We start from the raw sequence: 16,186 nt of genomic DNA on the forward strand, positions 1-16,186 counted from the left end.
CTCCCCCACTTTCGACAATTTGCATGAGATCGGCCTTTTCCGGGCCTGGAGAAGTACGATCTCATGCAAATTGTCGAAAAGAAGGGGCGGCGGGTCAGGGCTTGCGGGCGACCAGGGCGATGCCGGCCATGTCCTTCTCCCATGCCTTGAAGGTGCGCCGCATGCTCAGGACGCGGGCGCGCAGCTCCTTGTCGCCCAGCACGTTGCGGGCGATGCGCAGGAAGCCGCCCACGCCCTCGTCGCGGAGGTTGCGCCCCACCTTGAGCAGGGCCATGGGGGCGGTGCTCGTCCACTCGACCTCCAGGCCGGCCTCCTCCATGAGCCGTCTCCATGCGGCGGGGGTCATGGGGCGGGCGTTGACGTGGATGGCGCGGGCCAGGTCCTTGCGCAGCTCGGTGTAGCGCTCCTCGGGGATGTCGTCGGGGGTGACGGCGAGCTCGTGGATGGCGTAACGCCCGCCGGGGCGCAGGATGCGGGCGGCCTCGGAGACGATGGCGGCCTTGCCCTTGTCGCCCTGCATGGTGAGCATGGCCTCACCGATGACGACGTCGGCGCTGGCGTCACCCAGGCCGGTCCTGGCCGCCTCGCCCTGGCGGACGCTGCCGCGAGTGCCGACGACGGTGGCGACTCGCCGGGCGGCGTCGGGGTCGCGGTCGATGGCGGTGTAGGAGGCCGGGCCGGCCTTGAGGATCTCGGCGGCAGTGCGCCCCAGGCCGGGGGCGAGCTCGACGACGTCGGCGCCGGGGAGCCCTGCCTGCTGGAGCATCGCGGCGGACAGGGCGGCGCCACCGGGGCGCAGGACGCGCTTGCCGGCGCGGGCCAGCACCCAGTGGCCGGGGGCGGTGGCCATGGGCCGACCCGCCTGGGGCAGGGGGAGGCCGGCAGGGTCGGAGCCGTGGGAGGAGGCGCTGGCTGGAGTGGTGGGGACCGGAGAGGGGGCATCATCAGGCACTGACATACGCTAAGCCTAGCCTTACCACGATCACGAAAGCAGGGGTTTCTCACTGCTCACAGCCCTTGCTACCCACGATCACCTGCCGATGCAGGACTCCGCAGACAGTGGGCTGAGGTCCACCGCGAGACAGCAGAGATCTGCCGCTACGCCGTTGTTACGTGATCTTTGACACGTTGTTATTGGGTCGTTATCGTCGGGCCATGGCCGCTTCACAGCCTCAGGACCACCACCTCGAGCTGCAGCCGCGACGACGCTCGCGCAGGTGGGTCATCGCGAGTGCGGCCCTTGCGGGGATCACGGTGGTCCCCACCGGCCTGGCGTGGGCCTTCGGCCCGGGGGGCTACCTGGGCGAGAACGCCCGCAAACTACGGGCCCTGGAGAACGACCCCATGGGAGCCGAGACCATCCTCGGCCACACCGCCTTCCACACAGAGAGAGCCAGACTCCCCGGATGGTTGGAAAAGACAACGTCAATGTATCTAAGGCGCTACTTTCAGACCGAACAACCACCGGCCGCCTTCATGCAAGAATTCATCACCCACGCAGAAGGTCATGGCTGGACAAAGGACGAAAAGTTCTCCAGTGATGACCTCTGGTCTGCGCGTCACACCGAGAGAGACTCCGATGACTACATGCACCTCGGCATTGCGATGACGGACGAAGACTCATATGCCCCCTCGAATCTCCAAGGAGCGATTCTTGTCATCCTAGACTATCGCTAACCTTCAATCACCCAGAGAGAGGAAGTCAGCATGCGGTCGCACACCAAGAATACCATCAGCCTCTTCCTCATTGCGATTCTAACCCTTATTACAATTGCTACCCCGCCCACAATCACCCCTACCGCGATGGCAGACGTATCCAAGAACACCTTGCACATCACTCTCCTGGGAGACTCCTACTCAGCGGGAACTGGAGCTGGAGATTATTACGGCGACAGGGCTTATTATAGGAGCCGCAACAACTGGGCGCACAAGTATGTTGATTGGATCAACAGCCAGGGAACGCCGGCAATCCTCACCAATCTTGCCGCAAACGGACATACGACACAACAATTATTGGAACGAGATGGTCAAATCGACAATATTCCCACAGACTCCGACGTCGTCATGTTCACGATCGGCGGCAACGATGTGCATTTCAGTGACATCGTCAAGCAGTGCTTCACCCTCGGCATCAGAGACCCGGAAACCTGCAAGCAGAAGGTTGATGCAGCAAATTCCGGACTAGCGGACGTGAGGACGCACACGGAGGAGATCCTACAGAAGATCGATGACAAACTTCTGGATGGCGCCCAAGTGATTCTCGTCGGCTACCCCCGCCTGGCAACCGACAATGAGTATATCCTTAGCGAATGGGGCTCCACATACGATGCTGGCACTGGTGTTCGAGGTCTCAGCGATGCCGCCAGAACAGTGCAGTCGGAGCTCGTCAACAACTGGAACGCCGCACACCCCGGACTCAAGGTCACCTACATCGACGGTGTCATCGACGCTTTTAACGAGCACGAGCCAGATCCCTCCGTGAGAAATAAGAATGACTACCGCTGGCTCAACGAGTTCTTCGAGACAGAAGGCGTACAGGGCAAGGACGGGAAGACGGAATCAAAGGCGAGCAAGGACACGAACGTGTTCTACCACCCGAACCTCATCGGCCATGCCCAGATCGCCGAGCTGATTCAGGCGAAGGTCGGCATTCCCAACTCTGTGAGGCCCCAGGACCTCAGGGGAACAGTCGACATCGTCTTCGTCATGGACTCCACCGGCTCCATGCAGGACGATGCCACGGCTGCGCGGAACAACATACGCTCCATCATGGATCAGACCAGCAAGCGATCCTCCTCCTACCGATTCGCCCTCGTGGATTACAAGGACCACCCCCAGTTCGATCAGAATAACTACCTGGCACGCACCGACGTAGACTTCACCACCGATCCTGCAGCGATCGAGCGGGGATTCGACTCACTCACCTTCGAGGGCGGAAATCTCTTCAACACCAACGCCACGGTCTACAGCGGCACGATGCAGGCCCTGGGGCTCACGTGGCGCGACGGGGCCAAGAAGATCGCCCTCGTTATCGGAGACGCCCCTCCCCGCGACCCGGAGCCCGGAACCGGATACACAGCTGAATCTGTCGCAAAGGCAGCCTATGATGTCGACCCAGTGAGTGTTTATGGGATCAACACCAATGGCGCCTTGAATTCCACCGAATTCCAATCACTAGTGTCTCAAAGCGGGGGCACCATCACCGACGCCGCCTCACCGGACGACATCACGGGGCTCATCAATCAGGCAATCGACGCCGAGCTCAATAAACCGTTCGCCTGGATTCAAGGGCCCTACGTCACCAAGGCAGGTGAGGCTATCGAGATCGATGCTGCCGCCTCCCATGCGACCAAGGGAGAGATCACGAAGATCGAGTGGGACTTCAACGGCGACGGCACCTATGAGGAAACCTCCTCCTCAACCCGCATTCACCACACCTTCTCAGAGGTGTACAGCGGGGTCATCGGACTCCGCGTCACTCAAACCGATGGGCAGACGGCCACCGCAACGACCCGGGTAGACGTCACCGATGACGGCGACATCACTCCACGTGAGAGCGACAACTGCCCCGACGTCAACAACTACGGCCAGAGCGACTATGACGGCGACGGCATCGGTGACGACTGCGATGCCGATCCGGGCTTCCCCACGCAGGATCTGCCGGGGGTGTGCGTCGTGGGCGAGACCTGCTCGAACAACCCCTCGAACACTCCCCCCAGCACCACCCCCACGCCGTCGCCCTCGGCCGATCCGTCCAGCGACTCTGCACCGGCAACACCGACTGGGGCTGATTCGTCCTCGACCCGAAGGCAAGACGGAGACCGGGCGGCAGAAGCCGAGACGGCTCTCTTCACACAGACAGGCCAGGCATGGCCGGCACCTGAGCCCTCGATGACATAGCCCAGCCCCCAACCTTCGACAATTTGCATGAGATCGGCGTTTTCCAGGCCCGGAAAGGTACGATCTCATGCAAATTGTCGAAAAGAAGGGCGGGGTCAGACGCGGGTGACGCGGTCCAGGCTGGGCACGCCCACGCGGGTGGCCGGGTAGTACTCCTCGTCGTGGCGGCGCCGGTGCATGGCCACGTAGTGGCGCTCGGTGGAGCCGTTGTAGACCTGGCGGGGCCGACCGATCCGCTTGGCCGGGTCGGCGATCATCTCCCGGAACTGGGCGATCCACCCCGGCAGGCGCCCCAGGGCGAACAGGGGGGTGAACATCTTGGTGGGGAAGCCCATGGCCTGGTAGATGAGGCCGGTGTAGAAGTCCACGTTGGGGTAGAGCTTGCGCGAGACGAAGTAGTCGTCCTTGAGGGCGACCTCCTCCAGCTCCATGGCGATCTCCAGCTTGCGGTCGCCATCGCCCCCGCCCAGGCGGGTCAGCACGTCGTGGGCGGTCTCCTTGACGATGGCGGCGCGCGGGTCGTAGTTCTTGTAGACGCGGTGGCCGAAGCCCATGAGGCGCACCCCGTCCTCCTTGTCCTTGACCTTGCGCACGAACTCGGAGGTGGACATCCCCGAGGTCTGGATCATGTCGAGCATGCGCAGGACGGCCTCGTTGGCCCCGCCGTGCAGCGGGCCGGACAGCGCCCCCACGCCGGCGGCCACGGAGGCGTACATGTTGGCGTCGGCCGAGCCGACCAGGCGCACGGTAGAGGTGGAGCAGTTCTGCTCGTGGTCGGCGTGCAGGATGAGGAGCATATCCAGGGCGCGCACGACGGCGGGGTCGATCTCGTAGGACTGGTAGGGCATGCCGAAGGTCATGCGGATGAAGTCCTCGACATAGCCGCGCTTGGGCTCGGGGTAGAGCAGGGGGAGGCCGATGGCGCGCCGCGCGATATAGCTGATCATCGTGGGCATCTTGGCCAGCAGCAGGATGGTGGCCAGCTCGCGCTCGTAGGGGTCGTGCGGGTTGAGGGTGTCCTCGTAGTAGGTGGCCAGTCCCGCAATACCTGCCTGGAGGATGGCCATGGGGTGCCCGGAGGAGGGGAAGGAGGTGAAGAAGCTGAGGAAGTCCTCGTGCAGGAGGCGGTGGCGCGCGATGCGGCGCTCCATGCGCTCGAAGGACTCGCGGTCGGGCAGGTCGCCGTAGATGAGCAGGTAGGCGACCTCGGCGAAGGAGGAGGACTTGGCCAGCTCCTCGATGGGGTAGCCGCGGTAGCGCAGAATCCCTGCGGCGCCGTCGATGTAGGTGATCTGGGAGGTGCACGAGGCGGTATTGGTGAAGCCGGGGTCGAGGGTGACCAGGCCGGTGGTGCCCAGCAGCTTGCCGACCTCCAGGCCGTCGGAGCCGTCGGTGGCGAAGGAGCGCGCCAGCTCCATGCTCTGGCCGTCAACGGTCAGGAGGCCGGGGCCGTCGGCGGCGGAGCCGTCCTGGGCCTCGGGCTGCTCGGCTGGCGGGGTGGCGGGTGCGCTCGTCATGGTGCTCCTTGGGTGCCGGCTCTGTGCCGGCCTTGGCCGGCGGGGTATCGACGTCGTCCCCCGGGTCTCGTGGCCGGGGCTGGTCCTACTGTACGGGCTCGCGCAGGGCACGCGCCCGCTCGTCCCACCGGGGCTCTTGGGCCGACGACGGCGGGGCCCGGGTCGCTCCGGGCACCGGGGCCGGAGTTGCGTCCTGGTGGGGCGGCCGACGACGCAGCCCGGGGCGGAGGGGAAAGCGCTGCTCACACCCGCCGCCTGAAGGCCCCGCCGACGCCCTCGGGGCGGACGGTGTGGCCCCTGTGCGCTGGGGCCCTGGCTCCTGGGCGCCTGGGGCCGGCGATCCGGGCGACCCGGGCCCTCCTCCCCCGCCCGGAGGGCCATCTGGATGACGCCGGGGCACCACGCGACGGGCCCTCCACGGCCCGGCAAGAGCTTCAAAGAACTCGCAACAACTCCACCCGGGCCTCGGATCCCTTGGCATTGCAGGGAAAACCGCCTCTCCCTCACGCCGATCCCTCCCCCTGGGTCCGCCGTGAGTTCTTGACGAGTTCTTTCAACAACTCCACAACAACTCACCAGCAACTCCGCCGGACCCCCGGGACCCGCCTCCCCGGCGCCCTCCAGCCGCGCGGCTCACCGCGCATGCGGCCCGCCGCCCGCACGGCCCGCAGCGCGCCTCAGCGGCGGAAGAGGTCGGTGGAGCGCAGGCGCTCGACGGCGGCGGCGACCCGCTCATCGGTGTCGGTCAGCGACATGCGCACCCGCCCGGCACCGGCCCGGCCGTAGAAGTCCCCGGGGGCCACGACGATCCCCAGCTCGGCGAAGGCCCCCACCAGGTCGTAGGCGCTCATCCCGGCCGGCCCGCTCAGCCACAGGTAGAGGCCGGCCACGGAGGCCGGGTCGTTGACCAGACCGGCGGCCGCCGTCGCCTCCACCAGGGCCTCGCGGCGGCGTCGGTAGACGGCCTTCTGGGCCTCCACATGCTCCTCATCGCCCAGGGCCGCGGCCAGCGCCGCCTGCACGGGGGCGGGCACGAGCAGCCCCGCATGCTTGCGCACCTCGGTGACCGCCGCGACCAGCACCGGGTCGCCCGCCAGAAGGGCGGCCCGGTATCCGGCCAGGTTGGACTGCTTGGACAGGGAGTAGAGCGCCAGCAGGCCCTCGCGCCCGGCCGCTCCCCCCACGCCGGGGTCCAGGAGGCTGGGAACGCCCCGGCTGGCCCACGGCTCCTCCCACGCCAGCTCGGCGTAGCACTCATCGGAGACGACGACGGCGCCGCGCTCGCGCGCCCAGGAGGCGATCCGGGCCATCTGCTCCACGCTGAGCACATGCCCGTCGGGGTTCCCGGGGCTGTTGAGCCAGACCATCGCCACCCGCCCCTGCTCGGGCAGGGTCCAGGTGGTGGGGTCGGCGTCGGTGTCCACGGGCACGGGCACGGCACCCACAAGGCGGGCCCCGACGTCGTAGGTGGGGTAGGCGGCGCGGGGGTGGAGCACGAGGTCGCCAGGGCCGGCCCCCAGTTGGAGGGGCAGGAGGGCCACCGACTCCTTCGACCCGATGGTCGGCAGGACCTCGGCCTCACCCAGCCCCTCCACGCCGCGGCGCCGCGCCATCCACTCGATGATGGCGGCCCGCACCTGGGGCGTGCCCACGGTGGTGGGGTAGCCGGGGGCGTTGGCCGCTCCCGTGAGGGCCGCCCGCGCCACCTCGGGGGTGGGGTCCACGGGAGTGCCCACGGCCAGGTCGACGACGCCGTCGGGGTGTTCGGCGGCGCGGGCCCGGTAGGGGCGCAGGGAGTCCCAGGGGAAGTCGGGCAGGACCGAGGCCCGGGGCAGGATCCGGGCGGGGCGGGCGTCGGGAGTGGTGGGGGCGGCGGCACTGGAGGCGGCGTTGGAAGTGGCGTTCACCGGGCCATTGTCCCTCCTGTGTCCACCTGGGTGGGCCCGGCGTCCTGCAGGCCGGCCCCGGGCGGCCCGCCCTGCGCGCGGCCGGGGATGGAAAGCGAGTGCGGGGTGCAGAAAGCGAGTGCGGGGTACTCGCATTCTGCACCCCGCACTCGCATACTGCGAAAGGGGCTGCGGTGGAAAGGGCCAGGCGGGTGGTCCCGGTTCAGCGTGGATGGGGCCCGGCCGGCGCGGTCTCAGCCCTGGAGGTGCTGGTTCTGCGGCGGCAGGGCGGCGATCATGGGGTCGTCGTAGGACTGGGGCCCCGCCGCCTGGGCGCCGCCGGGCGAGCCCAGGCCCTGGATCTCGAAGAAGTCGATGTTGGCGCGGGTGTAGTCCGCCCACTCCTCGGGCACGTCGTCCTCGTAGAAGATCGCCTCGGTGGGGCACACCGGCTCGCAGGCCCCGCAGTCCACGCACTCGTCGGCGTTGATGTAGAGGCTGCGTTCGCCCTCGTAGATGCAGTCGACGGGACATTCGTCGACGCAGGCGCGGTCCTTGACGTCGACACAGGGCTGGGCGATGACATACGTCATGGCTGCGTGTCCTCTCGATGCTGTTGTGCCGACGGCGTGCGGCACTGGTGTACGGACAAGTATCGTCTCCCGCGCCCCTGGACCCAAGAGCGCGCTGACGTGGGCATGAGCACTGCCGCGCCTCACCCGCAGACGATGTTGTTGTCCGGGTAGTAGGCGGTGGTCAGGACGTCGTCGGGCACGGCCTGGCCGTTGTGGCTGCGCTTGCGGGTGATGGTGATGTCGAAGCCCGGATTGCCGCCGGTGTAGGGCTGGCACTGGGGGCCGGACTTTCGCTCGGTGACCACGGGGCGGAAGTTGTAGCGCTCGGACTCGGTGATGGTCACGTCGTAGTACTTGGTGGACCACAGGCGCACGTGGATCTGCTCACCATCGAGCCAGGCCTGGACCAGGACGCCGTGAGTGGTGGAGTTGGTGAACTTCACGTCGAGCTTGCCGGTCCACAGGGTGGCCTCGCGGCCCGCGGGGTAGCGGTCGAAGTAGTACTGGTGGGGGTGGTGCTCGGTGTCGTCCATCCCGGCCTCGAATCCGGCGTTGAACACGGTGGTGGCCACCTGGCTCAGCCCTCCGCCCAGGGAGTCCACGTGCTCCCCGTTGGAGATCACCCCGGCGTCGGCGAATCCGTGCTCGTAGTCCACCTCGCCCAAGGCCTCCTCCAGGGAGAAGACCTCGCCGGGCTTGACCACGGAGCCGTTGATGAGCTCGGCGCCGCGGCGGAGGTTCTGGGTGCGCGGCAGGTCGTCGGCGTTGTAGGGCGTGGCGTACTCCCCCACGACCTCCTTGACCCCCCAGTCGGCCTCGGGGGTGGTGTCCTCGGGCTTGAGCACGGCCAGCGGCAGGGCGACGGTGCGCGAGGCGGGGTCGGTGCCCTGGGCGGCGGTGGTGGTCAGGGACTGGGTCAGGGAGTCCATGTCGATGCCCATGCCCTCGGCGGGGGCCACGTACTGGGGCTTGTCCCCCGCGGCTCCGGCCTGCGTGCCGTCGATGGTCCAGGAGGCGTCGATGGCGGGCTTCTCCACGTCCCCCATGGTGCCCACGATGGTGTCGTGGAGCATGGTGGTGTCGATGGTGGCCGTCAGGCGCCCGCCGTCGGTGCTGATGGAGGTCATGGAGGCGGTCTGCTCAGGGGCGAGGGTGACGGTGGGGGTGGTGGCCTTGGACTCCACCTGGGTGCCCACCGCGGTGATGGTCATGTCGGCCGAGAGCATGGGGCTCAGGGTGGAGTCGACGAAGTCCTTGGCCTCCTGGTCGGTGATCGCCGGGACGGCCACGCCCTCGGCCAGGGCGATGCTCTGCTGCCCCAGCGGCCAGCCCTGGGAGAGCTGTGCCACGGAGGCCTTGACGTCCAGGCCCACGCCGTCCTGGGCGGGGGTGGTGGTCACCTCGGTGCCCTCCAGGGAGACGGTGGCTGAGACGGCGCCGTTGGCCATGGAGTCGATGCGGTCCTCCAGCGCGCCGGTGAGGGTCTCGGAGTCCACGCGCAGGACGGCGTCGCTCTGGGCCCCGCCCAGGCGCTGGGCGATGGTCAGGGGGTTGAGGGTGAAGCCGGCGACCTCATCCATGGTGGCCTCGGCGTCCAGGGAGACGCCGGACTCGGCGGGGACGAGCTCGGAGCTGCCCTGCCCGACGGTGAGGGTGACGGGCTGGGCGAGCTGGGTGCCGATCTGGTCGCTCAGGCGGGTGCTGGCCTGCTCGGGGCTGAGCCCGGACAGGTCGACGCCGGAGACGGTGGTGCCCGAGGCGATGTGCTGCGTGGTCCACCAGGCAAGCCCGCCCCAGACCAGGAGGATCGCGATGCCGGCGGCCGCGCCCAGGGGCAGCAGACGGCGACGGCGGGGGGCGGTCTTGGCCCCACCGGCGGTCTTGGCGCTCCCGGCAGTATCCGCGGCGGGCCCGCCGTCACCGGCCGCACCGCCCTGATCGTCGCCATCCTGGCCAGAAGCGGCGGCGGCCTCCTCGGCGTCGTCCGCATCGACCCTGGCCGTCTCGGCACTGGCCTGATCACTGCTGAACTGGCCGCTGCCACCCTGGCGGGCGTCAGTGCCGGCGGCGCCGGTGGCACCCTCGCCGTCCTGAGCGCCCGAGTCTCCCGTGGCCAGGGGCCAGGCGGGGGCTGTGGCCCAGTTGGCGGTGGAGGGGGAGGCGGCGGCCCCGGCCCGAGCCGGCGAGCCGGCGGCCGGGCCTCCGGCATCCGGCTGTCCCGGCGACGGCGTGGCGCCGGACTGCCCCGCGCCGGCCGGAGCGGCGCCCGCCGGGGCTGCCGGGGCCGCTGAGCCGGCGGAGTCCGCCGAGGACTCCGCGGCGCCGTCCCGGGTGGTCTCGCCGCGCAGCGCGGGCCAGCGCGCCTCCCCCAGGACGGTCTCGCTGGCGTCGTGGCCCGGCTCGGACCAGACCCGCTCGGCGTGGTGGGCAACCACTGCGGGGGTGATGGAGGACTCGAAGCCGCCCTCCCGGGGGGCGGGGTCCTCCTGCGGGGCGGGGTCGGGGTCGTCACTGGGCTGGGATGCGGCCACCGGCGGCATGGCCGGCGCGATCGAGGGCGGGAGCTTGCCGCCGCCGTGCTGGATCCAGCTGATCATGTGGGCGCCCCGGTCCGGCGCCGGCATGATGCCGTAGTCATCGGGGCCCGGCTCGGCGGGGGTCGCGGCCTCATCGGAGGAGGCCGACGACGGCGGCCGGGCCACCTCATCGGCCGGGCCGCCGGGGCTGTCGGGACTCGCCCCGCCGGGACCGGCACTGCCGGAGGCCGCGCCGCCGGCATCCTCGGCGCCATCACCGGTGCTGGCGGACGGGGCCTCGCCGGCCGCGCCTGCGGCGTCGTCGGAGCCGCTGGCATCCTCGGCGCCCGTACCGCTGGAGCTGGCGATGCCAGCACCCGTGCCACCGGGGCTGTCTGGGCTCGCTCCGCCGGGGCCCGTGCCGTCATCGGCGCGCTCCACGCCGACCGGGCCGGCGCTATCGGCACCCGCGCCATCAGCAGTGTCAGGTCCCGCGCCGCCGGAGGCCGCGCCGTCGACGCCGGTGCCCTCAGCCTCCACGGTGCTCCCAGCCTCCGCTGCGTCCTGGGCGCCCCCGCTCACGGCGGCGTCCTGCCCCGCGACGGGGCCGGCGCCCCCGGCCTCGGGGGCCTCCGGGGGGCTGAGGGCCTCCTCAGTCGCGGGACCATCGGCCACGGCCTCGGGCTCGGCACCCCCGTGGCTGGCGTCGGGATGCTCGCCCTGGCTGCGCGGGGTCTGGCTCATGGGCTGGGCTCCTCTCAGGCCTCGGCCCGGCGGCGCCGGGCGGCATCACGGAAGCGCTCCTGGGAGTTGAGGATGACCTTGCGGATGCGAACCGCCTCGGGAGTGACCTCCACGCACTCGTCGTCGGCGGCGAACTCCAGGGCCTCCTCCAGGGTGAGGCGCCGCGGCGGGGTGAGGCCCTCGAAGGAGTCGGCGGTGGAGGAGCGCATATTGGTCTGCTGCTTCTCGCGCACCACGTTGACGTCCATGTCCTCGCCCCGGGGATTCTCCCCCACGACCTGGCCCTCGTAGGTCTCCTGGGTGGGCTCGACGAAGAAGGTCCCCCGGTCCTGGAGGCGGATGAGGGCGTAGGCGGTGATGGCCCCGGCGCGGTCGGAGACCAGGGAGCCGGTGGTGCGCGAGTCGATGGGGCCGGCCCAGGGCTCGTAGCCCTCGGCGATGGAGGAGGCGATGCCGGTGCCGCGGGTCTCGGTGAGGAACTGGGTGCGCAGGCCGATGAGGCCGCGGGCCGGGATGAGGAACTCCATGCGGATCCAGCCCGTGCCGTGGTTGGTCATGGTCTCCATGCGGCCCTTGCGGGCGGCCATGAGCTGGGTGACGGCGCCCAGGTACTCCTCGGGCACGTCGATGGTCATGCGCTCCACGGGCTCGTGCCGCTTGCCGTCCACGGTGCGGGTGACCACCTGGGGCTTGCCGACCGTCAGCTCGAAGCCCTCGCGGCGCATCTGCTCCACCAGGATCGCCAGTGCCAGCTCGCCGCGCCCCTGCACCTCCCAGGCGTCGGGGCGGGAGGTGGGCAGGACGCGCAGGGAGACGTTGCCCACCAGCTCGCGGTCCAGGCGGTCCTTGACCTGGCGGGCGGTCACCTTGGCGCCCTTGGTGCGCCCGGCCATGGGGGAGGTGTTGATGCCGATGGTCATGGAGATGGCCGGGTCGTCCACGGTGATGAGAGGCAGGGGGCGCGGGTCCTCGGGGTCCACGAGGGACTCCCCGATGGTGATGTCCTCGATGCCGGCGATGGCCACGATGTCCCCGGCGTGGGCCTCCTCGGCGGGCTTGCGGTCCAGGCCCTCGGTGACGAGCAGCTCGGAGATGCGCGCCGAGGCCAGGGTGCCGTCGTGGCGGGCCCAGGCCACGGACTGCCCCTTGCGGATGGTCCCGTTGTGGATGCGCAGCAGGGCCAGGCGCCCCAGGAAGGGGGAGGCGTCGAGGTTGGTCACGTGAGCCTGGAGGGGGGCGCCCTCGTCGTAGGAGGGCCCGGGGATGCGCTCGATGATGGTGCGGAAGAGCGGCTCGAGGTCGTCGTTGTCCGGCAGGGCGCCGTCGGCGGGGGCGGTGGTGCCGGCGCGGCGGGCCTTGGCCGAGGCGTAGATGACGGGCACGTCCAGGACGGCGTCGAGGTCGATGTCGGGGTGCTCGTCGGCCAGGTCGCTGGCCAGGGACAGCAGCAGGTCGGTGGACTCCGAGACCACCTCGGCCAGGCGGGAGTCGGGGCGGTCGACCTTGTTGACCACCAGGATGACCGGCAGGTTGGCGGCCAGGGCCTTGCGCAGCACGAAGCGGGTCTGGGGCAGGGGCCCCTCGGAGGCGTCCACGAGCAGGACGACGCCGTCGACCATGGACAGGCCCCGCTCGACCTCCCCGCCGAAGTCCGCGTGGCCGGGGGTGTCGATGACGTTGATGGTGATGCCCTCGGGGCAGCCGGCGTCCGCCGCGGCGGGACCGGCGTAGTGGACGGCCGTGTTCTTGGCCAGGATGGTGATGCCCTTCTCCCGCTCCAGCTCCCCGGAGTCCATGACGCGCTCGCCGGTGGACTCGGTGGTGGCGCGGGCCCCGAAGGCGCCGGCCTCCCAGAGCATGGCGTCCACGAGGGTGGTCTTGCCGTGGTCGACGTGGGCGACGATGGCGACATTGCGCAGGTCCTGGCGCAGGCTCATACGGGGTTCTTCCTCAGGTCAAGCGGCCCCGGGTCCGGCGCGCCTGTGCGGCGACCGCACCGATGGGCGGGAAACAGGGCAAGGCTAGGCGACGGCGGGCCTGACCTGCCATGGTCAGGCCTACACCCGTGCTGTGCCGCTCGCCACGGGGCCGGCGGCCCACCCGGCCCCGCTGCACATCTTCGGCACCCAACGGCAGGACTGCGCTGAGGCGAACCGCGGAGTCATGCGGATCCACCAGGCGGTCGATTCTTGAAGATGTGCAGCAGGGGTTGGGGTTACAGCAGGATAGCCAGGGCCAGGAGGAGGGCCGTCAGGCCGGTGCCCACGACGACGCCCCAGTTGGTGCGCGCCAGCGGCGCGCCCTGCTGCGGGGGGTCCGCCTCCGGCCGGACGGCCCGCCCTGCCGGCTCCGGATGCTGGCGGCCCCGGGGCCGGGCCTGGCCGCTGCGGCCCGCGCCTGGGGAGTCCTGGGAGGCCAGGGCCAGGGCCTGCTCCCGGTAGAGCTCGATGAGGTCCATCGCCCCGGCCGCGTCGAGCTGGACGCGGTGGGTGCCCTGTCCCGGGGTGATCAGCTCCTCGCGCGCCACCGGCCCCCCGCGCACTCGGGAGCGGCTGGCCAGCGCCCCCGCTGTCGATCCCCGGCCGCGCCCGGCGGAGTCCCGATCCGCCTGCTGCTCGCGCTGCTCGGCGTGGTAGCGCAGCCCCGCGGCCAGGCCTCCTTCCCGGGGGGCCGCCGCGGCGCGCACGCGCCTGCCGTCATCCAGGACGATCTCCACCCCCCAGCGCCCCGCGCAGCGCTCGATCCGCGCCCAGGGCAGCACCCAGGTGCGCCAGGCGTTGCGGACGGTGAGGCCATGAGTCTCCAGGCGCAGCTCGGGCATCCACCACAGCACGATGGCCGCGCCGGTGAGCAGGGCGCCCCAGGCGGTCACCTGCACCGCCATCCGGCCGCCACCAGGGCCTCCCGGACCGCTCGGGCTGCCGGGAATGAGCACGACGGCGATGACGAGCGCGCACAGGGCGGCCACCAGGAGGGTCGCGGCGCGGGCGGTCCAGGAGCGGATGACGACGGTGGGCACCGCCCCATCATGCCCCAGGAGTGCCAGCCCCCTGAATGCCGGCCCCCTCCTCCGAGGAGCCGGGGCCCTCACCCGCATACGGCGGCCCCCTGGGCCGCACGGCGATGAGGCGCAGGGGGCATGAGCCGTGAAGAGGTGGGCTCCCGGACCCACCGCTGACGGGTGGGGCCGGGAGCCCGCCGGTGGCCCTGGCCGGTCGGCTGCCAGAGCCTCCGGCCCGGCCGGTGTCAGCCGATCACTCGGCGACGTAGCCGATGCGCTCGGGGCGGTAGGAGGCCAGGCCCTGGGCGCCGAAGTTCGCCAGGCGCTTGGGCACGGCGGTGAACTCGCGGCGCTCGTACATGGGGAAGTTGAGCACGTGCTCCCAGACGAGCTCGTCGACCTGATTGGTCAGCTCCACGCGCTTGGCGTTGTCCGTCTCGACGTCGATCTTGGCGATGAGATCGTCGATCTCGGGAACGGACTGGCCGGAGTAGTTCGAGCCACTGCCCGTGCCGTAGATCTGGCCGACATTGGCCATGGGGTACTGGGTCTTCTGCCAGGTGAAGGCGGTCATCTCGTAGTTGCCGACCTGGACGTACTCGGTGAAGTACTTGTCGCTCTCGACCGAGTTGAGGCTCAGGGAGATGCCGACCTCCTTGAGCTGGGACTGCAGGAGGGTCCCCTCGTTGGCCGAGGCGGAGGCGCCCTGCGGGTAGGTGAAGACGATCTCCAGCTTCTTGCCGTCCTTCTCGCGCACCTCCCCGCCCTCGGGCAGCATCCAGCCGGCCTCGTCGAGGAGCTTCTTGGCGGCCTCGACGTCGTAGGACCAGGGCCCGGAGTTGTCCTTGTAGCCCTCCTGGCTGGGCATGAAGAAGCGGTTGCCCAGCATGACCTCGGAGATGTCCTCCACCGGCAGGCCCGCCAGGTCGGACTTGGCGATGGCCTCGCGGTCGCAGGCGCGCATGATGGCCTGGCGGACCTTCTCCTCGGACAGGGGTCCACTGGCGGCGTTGATGGTGAAGTGGCGCCACTGGAGCCCTCCCGCCTGGCGCACCTCGGCGTCGGAGCGGCCCGAGGCCTGGGAGTAGGCGTCGGCGTTAATGATGTACTGGATGACGTCGATCTCACTATTGGCGAAGGAGGTGGCCACGGCGGAGTCGTCGAGGACCCTGAAGGTCACCTTGTCCAGCTTGGGGGCCTCCCCCCACCACTTGTCATTGGGGGTGAGGGTGACCACCTCCTGGGTGGCGTCCCAGGACTCGATCTTGAAGGGGCCGGAGAAGAAGTCGTTGTTGAAGTCCTTCTCCATGGAGGTGTTGAAGGTCTCGGCGTCCTTCATGAGCTCCACTGGGGCGCAGCTGGCGAGGACAGCAGTCCAGTCGGGATAGGGGGACTCGAAGATCACCTTGAACTTCGTGTCGGACTCCTTCTCCACCTTCTCCACCTTCTCAATGCCGTCGGTGGAGGCCCAGGAGTAGTCCTCGCTCTTGGCGGCGGCATAGAAGGCCTCGAAGTCCTCGGGGGAGATCGGCTTGCCCGAGCCCCACACAGCCTTGGGGTTGAGCTCGATACTCACCACCGTCTTGCCGTCGACCTCCTCGGCCTCGGCCGAGGCCAGGAAGTCGGGGTTGGGGGTGGCCACGCCCTTGTCGTCATAGTCGAAGAAGTAGGGGAAGACGAAGTTGTAGATATTGCGCAGATCCACGCCGTTGCCCGCCACCGTATTGGCATTCCAGTTGGCGATGGGCGCCGTGATGGCGAACTTCAGCTCCCCGCCCTGCTCGATCTTGTCCGGCTCGACGGCGTTGATGCCCTCAGCGCCCCCGGAGCCCGAGGAGCCGTCCGTCTTGGAGCAGGCGGCCAGGGCGAGGAGGGCGGCAGTGGAGGCACTGCCAGCCAGGAACATGCGGCGGTTGATCTTCATAGGGATCTCCGTTCATCAATCGTTGATGCTGTCCCGGGCGGGTGGGTTACCTGCCCCAGGGGATGAGGTAGTGAATCATACAATTGTTTCCATAGTGATCACGCTGCGCTCAGATAGTGATCA

At 69.5% G+C, this 16,186-nt stretch carries 10 protein-coding genes; 2 read left to right on the forward strand and 8 right to left on the reverse strand.

Translation table 11 applies throughout. The features are described 5' to 3' along the window. Positions 1–94 precede the first annotated feature (94 nt). Positions 95–850: a class I SAM-dependent methyltransferase gene (locus MANAM107_RS03130; protein WP_223912811.1), complete on the reverse strand. Its 756-nt coding sequence runs from the start codon at positions 848–850 to the stop codon at positions 95–97. Between the two features lie 305 nt (positions 851–1,155). Between MANAM107_RS03130 and MANAM107_RS03135 the strand changes: the two genes are divergently transcribed. Then, on the forward strand, positions 1,156–1,677 hold the full coding sequence (locus MANAM107_RS03135) for a hypothetical protein (RefSeq protein WP_223911000.1): 522 nt from the start codon (positions 1,156–1,158) through the stop codon (positions 1,675–1,677). Between the two features lie 30 nt (positions 1,678–1,707). After that, positions 1,708–3,900 carry a GDSL-type esterase/lipase family protein gene (locus MANAM107_RS03140; protein WP_223911003.1) on the forward strand — a complete coding sequence of 731 codons (2,193 nt, stop codon included), beginning with the start codon at positions 1,708–1,710 and terminating at the stop codon, positions 3,898–3,900. 95 nt (positions 3,901–3,995) lie between these two features. Here MANAM107_RS03140 and MANAM107_RS03145 read toward each other — a convergent pair whose 3' ends face one another. The 7 genes from MANAM107_RS03145 to MANAM107_RS03175 form a co-directional block, all read right to left on the reverse strand. Beyond that, a complete protein-coding gene (locus MANAM107_RS03145) occupies positions 3,996–5,417 on the reverse strand; it encodes a citrate synthase (RefSeq protein WP_223911018.1) in 1,422 nt (473 codons plus the stop codon). A 677-nt stretch (positions 5,418–6,094) separates the two neighbouring features. Beyond that, on the reverse strand, positions 6,095–7,255 hold the full coding sequence (gene dapC / locus MANAM107_RS03150) for a succinyldiaminopimelate transaminase (RefSeq protein WP_223912812.1): 1,161 nt from the start codon (positions 7,253–7,255) through the stop codon (positions 6,095–6,097). Positions 7,256–7,557: 302 nt separating this feature from the next. After that, positions 7,558–7,896: a ferredoxin gene (gene fdxA, locus MANAM107_RS03155; RefSeq protein WP_179900368.1), complete on the reverse strand. Its 339-nt coding sequence runs from the start codon at positions 7,894–7,896 to the stop codon at positions 7,558–7,560. A 122-nt stretch (positions 7,897–8,018) separates the two neighbouring features. Then, the gene (locus tag MANAM107_RS03160) at positions 8,019–11,138 is read right to left on the reverse strand and encodes a VanW family protein (RefSeq protein ID WP_223911020.1); all 3,120 of its coding nucleotides are present in this window, start codon (positions 11,136–11,138) and stop codon (positions 8,019–8,021) included. Between the two features lie 14 nt (positions 11,139–11,152). After that, a complete protein-coding gene (typA, locus tag MANAM107_RS03165; RefSeq protein WP_223911023.1) occupies positions 11,153–13,075 on the reverse strand; it encodes a translational GTPase TypA in 1,923 nt (640 codons plus the stop codon). A 278-nt stretch (positions 13,076–13,353) separates the two neighbouring features. Beyond that, on the reverse strand, positions 13,354–14,157 hold the full coding sequence (locus tag MANAM107_RS03170; RefSeq protein ID WP_223911025.1) for a hypothetical protein: 804 nt from the start codon (positions 14,155–14,157) through the stop codon (positions 13,354–13,356). 235 nt (positions 14,158–14,392) lie between these two features. After that, positions 14,393–16,063 carry an ABC transporter family substrate-binding protein gene (locus MANAM107_RS03175; RefSeq protein ID WP_223911028.1) on the reverse strand — a complete coding sequence of 557 codons (1,671 nt, stop codon included), beginning with the start codon at positions 16,061–16,063 and terminating at the stop codon, positions 14,393–14,395. Positions 16,064–16,186: the final 123 nt, after the last annotated feature.

Origin of the sequence: Actinomyces capricornis (assembly GCF_019974135.1) — a bacterium.
Classification (GTDB): domain Bacteria; phylum Actinomycetota; class Actinomycetes; order Actinomycetales; family Actinomycetaceae; genus Actinomyces; species Actinomyces capricornis.